This is a genomic window from Seonamhaeicola marinus (genome assembly GCF_008085455.1).
The window spans coordinates 1-535 of the sequence record NZ_VSDQ01000201.1; the positions used below are offsets into that span (position 1 = coordinate 1).

General features: G+C 33.5%; 1 protein-coding gene. It reads left to right on the forward strand.

Annotation, left to right across the window (positions count from 1 at the left end; all coding sequences use genetic code 11):
* Positions 1-535: GH3 family domain-containing protein (locus FUA24_RS03015; RefSeq protein ID WP_148540010.1), on the forward strand; the 535-nt coding region annotated here is incomplete at both ends.

The following is a 535-nucleotide window of genomic DNA, read 5'->3' on the forward strand; positions in this document are numbered from 1 at the left end:
ATTACGCTGCCAGTAAAGATTTGCTGTGTATGTATTTAAACAATAATGAAAACTCTCAACTATTTACAGGCAAAAGCTTACGCCTTGGCGGCAGCAAAGAATTATACAAAGAAAACGGTACTGCTTTTGGTGATTTATCGGCTATTTTAATTGATAATATGCCTTTTTGGGCAGAATTTAGCAGCACACCAAGCAATAAAGTTTCATTAATGAGCAATTGGGAACACAAAATGCAAGCCATTGTTAATGAAACTATTAATGAAAATGTTACAAGTTTAGCGGGTGTACCATCATGGATGCTAGTATTACTTAACAATGTTTTAGAAACTACGGGTAAAAACAGCTTGTTTGACGTATGGCCAAATTTAGAAGTTTATTTTCATGGCGGCGTAAGCTTTACTCCATACAAAGACCAGTACAAAAAAATTCTGCCAAAAAAAGATTTTAGGTATTATGAAATATATAATGCTTCGGAAGGTTTTTTTGCTATACAAGACCAAAACAACTCTAGCGAATTACTACTTATGTTAGATTA